Origin of the sequence: Pediococcus damnosus (genome assembly GCF_001437255.1) — a bacterium.
Classification (GTDB): domain Bacteria; phylum Bacillota; class Bacilli; order Lactobacillales; family Lactobacillaceae; genus Pediococcus; species Pediococcus damnosus.
Genome location: NZ_JQBD01000104.1, coordinates 1 through 5,633, shown reverse-complemented (window position 1 = coordinate 5,633; position 5,633 = coordinate 1). Strand labels below are relative to the sequence as shown.

Genomic DNA, 5,633 nt, shown 5'->3' with positions numbered 1-5,633 from the left:
TCACCACTAATGTTAGTCCGTTTATCTTAGCAATTTATTGCTTAGATAAAGGTCGAATTTGAAGACAAGTGACCTGCTTGGCTTCAAATCGTGCCCACCCCGTTCCAGGCCAAGTAAGCTGGAGAACGGCAATTAACTTGATTTGGGTGAACTAAACCGTTTAATATCAGTAACTGAAGTCATTTTTGTACTTTCAACCTTTAGTTCTTGTTACTTTCTTAAAAATTTAAAAGATAAATTTGAACTCTTACCGTTTTTCAAACTTCTTTTCTTCTTGATCAAACTTTTTGGAAACATCTTTTTCAACATGCTGCAACACATGTTCATAACGCCCCTTTAGAAAAACATGCTTATCCACCTCTTCAGGACGGCGATGTCGAATCGTAAAATTATAAGTTGGTTTCTTGTGCCGATGAATACCGACCTCATAAATTAATTCGGTTATCCCAATCACAACCACGAAAAATAACACCATGAGTAAAGTATATAAATGTGGTGAAATCGTTTTGATACTGGTAGATGGAATAAACGTTGACCCCAATACAACCACTGAAGTTACCAAACCAATGCTGGCAACCACATAACGAAAAACTTTTCCTCCAGGAATTTGAAACCCTCGTTTTATTTGCGGAGCATTCTTTTCTTGATGGATATATGCCACAAAAATCAAAATGTAGGTCACGATGTACAGCATTACCGTCAGCGCCATTGCCATTTGATAAGCATCATTACTACCTTTGAGGACTACGGTTAAAAAACCACTAATCAGCGTCACAACAATGCCTTGTACCATAATCAAACGCACCGGTACCCCGTCATGATTAACATGCATGAAATAATGAGGCAAGATACCATCTTCTGCAGTCACAAACAAGGATTTAACTGGCCCAATGATCCAAGAACTAATTTCGCCAAGCATCCCCAGTGCCATTAAAATACCAATCACACGAACTCCCCACTGAATAGCAGGAAAAGTCACTTTCATCATTTGTGCAACGGCCTGAATCACACCTTGATTTAAGGTCAAATGGTTCGCCGGAATCACTGCTGCAACGGAAAGGCCACCTAGTGAATCAACCAGAATTGCAAAACCAACCAAAATAATCATACAAAGTGGATAATTACGACTCGGACGATCAAGATCATTAATATATGACGCCGAAGCTTCAATTCCCGTAAACGCTAAAATATACGGCACGATCGTTCCAATTGAAAAATTAGTCGCTAATGTATGGACATTATCAGTAAGACTCACGTCAAACTGAACATGACCGGTCTTTAAAACATACATAATTCCCATTATCAATAAAATAACAGATGGCAAAATAATGCCAATCATAAAACTAATGCTCACTAATTTATCTGTTTTGGCGACCCCACCCAATTGAATGAAGGTCATCACCCAATAAATCACCAAAAACGCCGCCCATTTTATCAGCGGATTATGATTCAAAGCTGGAAAATTTAAAACGTAGGACAGCGCCCCGATAATGAAATAGATCATTGTAATAAAGTTGACGGTAATCTGTAACCACTGGAAAAAGACTGCTAAGAATCCCCATCTCGTACCAAGACTGTTCTTAACCCACGCAAACACCCCACCTTGTGTATTACCATCAATGGTCGCCATTTCAGCTGAGCAAAGCGCCACGGGTAAAAACCAAAATACGCCGGCTAAAACTAAATAGCATACAGCCAGTAACCCCGATTGAGCAAATGCTGGATATTCATCCGCTGACATCAACATGGATGCCGTTAATGTAAAGAAACCAAATAAATTTAATTTCGATGCTTTTTTTGTCATGATTACCTCTTTGATTAAGTATGTTCGTTTCAAAACTGTGATCAGGTTCAATCTGAGTGCGTAAAAAAAGAAGGCTTAAACCTTCTTCAGTTTAGTTCTATTCTAGGCTCCTAATTCACATCTGTCATATTTTACAACCACGATTATTTCAGCCTTTTTTACCTTGAGTTGTAACTTGTTTCAATTTCCAGCCACTCATTAATCTAAATTCATAGTTTTGACTGACAAACTGATGATTCGGAACCCCATTGCTAAAGAGCAATTTCATTTCTTCACTTCGATAAACCCGCGTAACTCGGGTAATTTTCACCTGATTCATTTTTGAATTATGCTTGATTTTTACACTGCCAGTACTTGGATCAGTTTTAGCTAATTTCTGTTGCAATGGATTGGTTGCATAAAAATAAACTCGTTCGTTCTTGGTTCCGAGTTGCTGATATGAAAGTACATGTTGGCCATGGACACTTGAAGTCAGTGGATACGTTTGCGTTTTACTAACTTCTTTCATCCCTAGAAATGTATTGTAGTTTAGCGTTAAAACAACGACGCTGCCCACACTTAAAATCAGTCCGATAAACACCCAAACAAGCTTTTTCACACCCGGCCGAATGAAAATCATGCTGATTGCGAAAATTAAAGCCCCAGCAATTAATAGAATAACAATCATATTAATATTCCTCCCGTGTGTCTTTTTTCAAGAAGAAAGTTAGTACCAAACCGATTAACGCGAAACACGTCGCAATTAGAAAGGCATATCGGAATCCCAGCACGTTTGCGTCTACCAATAATTTTTGAAACAGAACCGGTGTGGCATGGGCAACCGTTGATGATGGTGTGTGATTTAACGTAACACTTGCCATGACAGAAACCAAGATAGCCGTTCCCATTGAAGCAAATACTTGACGCGCCATATTATTCACGACGGTCCCGTCACCAATCAAATGAAGCGGTAATGCATTCATTCCCGTCGTCGTAATTGGCATCATAACCATTGAAATTCCGAACATCCGGACCGCATACAAACAAACCAGATAAGAAATGGGTGTTTGAGTCGTGATCGGGATAAAGGCTGCAGTTGTTAGGGTTAGTAAGAACATCCCGGCAATCGCCATATTTCGAGCACCCAGTCGATCAAAAATTCGACCGGTAATTGGGTTCATTACTCCAATTGTAATTGCCCCTGGTAACAGAGTTAAACCAGAAACTAATGGTGATTCACCCCGAATGGTTTGTAAATATAAAGGTAAAACCAGCGTAAATCCATTCATCGACATGTTGGAAATGGATACCAGAATCGCCGATAAAGTAAAGTCAGAATGTTCAAACACCTTAAATTGTAATAACGGGTTTTTAATTTTCAAAGATCGCATAATAAATAATCCCACTACCACGATCCCAATGATCAAGGTTCCGTAGACAATTGGATCCGTCCATGAATACGTCCCTACTGAAGAAAAAGCAAACAGCATTGACCCAAATCCGACCATTGACATCGCCGCAGATGTCCAATCAACCGGTGCCTTTTTTGTAGGTAAAACTTTTCTTAATGTGAAAAATCCCAAGACTAAGACCAATAAGGAAATTGGCATAATTGAAAGGAATAACATCCGCCAAGAATAATGCATCAAAACCCACCCAGCGAATGTGGGCCCAATCGCAGGCGCCAATCCGATAACCATTCCGGCACTCCCCATTGCGGCTCCCCGTTTGGAAGGTGGAAAGATGGTCGTCATGATGGTCTGATAGACAGGCGAAGTAATTCCCACTCCTGCGGCCTCAATTAAACGACCAATTAAAATTGTCCAAAAACTTTGTGCAAAATAACAAACAACAGTTCCAACAAAAAATATCGCAATTGCCGACAAATATAATTTTCGCGTATCAAAACGCTGAAGGAAAAAGCCTGTGATTGGAATCACAATTCCCATCATTAACATAAATCCAGTCGTCAACCACTGAACCGTCGTCGTTGAAATGTTAAATGATTTCATTAAAGTTGGGAAAGCAGTTGTCAGCATGGTTGTTGTTAGAAAGGTACTAAATGTCCCAACCAGCAGCGTCACAACTAAGGCAAGGCGATTATAAGGTCGGCCATTTTGGTCAACCGGTTGATCAGGTACATCAAAATTATTCATTAAAAACTCACCTCAAAAATTTTATTATTGTTATGTATATAAAAAAATAGCCACAAACTTAATTGTACCATAGGAAATCAAGTCGCCCTTTTTAATGAAAACAGCCTTAGCCACTGGCACTATTTAGTTCACAACGATTTATTTAAGAAAATACTTTTTCATTGACATCCATTGACACACGTTTCATACTTGTCCAAGGTATTTTAAAAGTAAAAAATGGGGGGAAAAAGAAATTGACTAAAAATAAACATGGGATTGCATGGGCGATTGCCGCACTAGTAATCATAATTATTGGTGGGTGTGGCTTTGCCTGGCACTATGGTCAAACCCATTTTGCACCTGGAACCATTATCAACGGTCAATCCGTTTCACGGTTAACCGTTACGCAAGCTGATAAAAAATTATCAAGCTCTTCTTCAAAGGTAAAGAATCGCGTTTATTTGAACAATAAATTACTAGTTGATGGTCAAGATCAAAAATTAACTAAAGTAACAACGGCTCAAGTAAAGGACGCATTAACTAACCATCACGGCCTGTTTGCTTCAAAAACAAATAAAACCGTCGATATCAGCAACTCTGACACTACCTTAACTTATCGCAACAACACGCTTCAAAAGCAAGTCACTCAAGCAGTTGCCGATTATAATAAAAAAGCAACTGCCGCTCATCCTACCTATTATTATTTAAAAAATGGCGCAATCAAAGAACAAGCCAGCACCACTGGCACTCAAGTAGATGCTGCAAAAGTCTTGGCTAAGTACAAATCTCAAGTTAATAAGTTACAGGATATCAAGATTAATACCGACTATGTGAAAGCCACCAAAGCTGATTCCACGCGTGCAAAGAAAACTAAACAAGACTTAGAACAGGGTCTTTCAAAGACATTGGTTTATCACGTAGGTGGAAAAGATTATAAATTGACTGGCTCAAAGTACTTGGTAAATTCAACTCCTGGTAAGACGCCTTCAGTTGATTTATCAGCCCTAAAAACTGAATTAACAGATATTAATAATGCAGACAGTACTCAAGGTAAATCCATTGATGTCAAGCTTTTAAACAGTGGTAAAACCGTTTCGACCAACACATCAACAGCTTCAAATTATGGCTGGTCACTAAATGTAAATACCGAAGCCGCAATGTTAGCCAAGAAATTCATTGATTCTTCTGTCAAAACAAACGCAAAGGTTGATATGAAAAATTATTCTGGCCAAAATATTAGTTACAATCGTTCATCTGCCATTGGATCTACCCGTGTAGAAATTAATTTAAGCACTTTACACGAATATGTCTATGTAGATGGCAAACAAAAAGCCGACATTCCGGTTATGAGTGGCACACTTTCTGGAAATCACGAAACGCCAACCGGCTTATTCCACATTTTGTATAAGCAAAGTCCTTCTACTCTGACAGGAAACAACGATAACGGCTCAAGATATTCCAGTAAAGTTTCTTACTGGGAGCCATTGACCGAAGATGGTGTGGGAATGCACGATAGCCCATGGCAACCAGCAAAGGTTTACGGAAATCCAAGTTATCGCGATACGTATCATTCTCATGGTTGTTTGAATAATCCACCAAGTAAAATGAAATCCGTTTGGGATAACACATCTACAACTGAGCCAGTAATTATTTATAAATAAGTATTGAATGAAAAAGGTGTTGAGAGAGTGTCAAATTTTATGTGTAAATGAAAA

The 5,633-nt window shown here is 38.8% G+C and carries 4 protein-coding genes; 1 reads left to right on the top strand and 3 read right to left on the bottom strand.

Annotated features, from left to right (window positions below; genetic code table 11):
* Positions 1-247: 247 nt before the first annotated feature.
* The 3 genes from IV84_RS09400 to IV84_RS09390 all read right to left on the bottom strand — a co-directional run bounded on the left by IV84_RS09400 (position 248) and on the right by IV84_RS09390 (position 3,939).
* Entirely contained in the window at positions 248-1,804 is a 1,557-nt protein-coding gene (locus IV84_RS09400; protein ID WP_046872294.1) for an amino acid permease, read from the bottom strand.
* Positions 1,805-1,952: 148 nt separating this feature from the next.
* Positions 1,953-2,471, bottom strand: a complete 519-nt coding sequence (locus tag IV84_RS09395; protein ID WP_046872293.1) for a DUF4811 domain-containing protein — start codon at positions 2,469-2,471, stop codon at positions 1,953-1,955.
* 1 nt (position 2,472) lies between these two features.
* On the bottom strand, positions 2,473-3,939 hold the full coding sequence (locus IV84_RS09390; RefSeq protein ID WP_046872292.1) for an MDR family MFS transporter: 1,467 nt from the start codon (positions 3,937-3,939) through the stop codon (positions 2,473-2,475).
* A 233-nt stretch (positions 3,940-4,172) separates the two neighbouring features.
* Between IV84_RS09390 and IV84_RS09385 the strand changes: the two genes are divergently transcribed.
* Positions 4,173-5,579 carry a L,D-transpeptidase gene (locus IV84_RS09385; RefSeq protein ID WP_056986530.1) on the top strand — a complete coding sequence of 469 codons (1,407 nt, stop codon included), beginning with the start codon at positions 4,173-4,175 and terminating at the stop codon, positions 5,577-5,579.
* Positions 5,580-5,633: the final 54 nt, after the last annotated feature.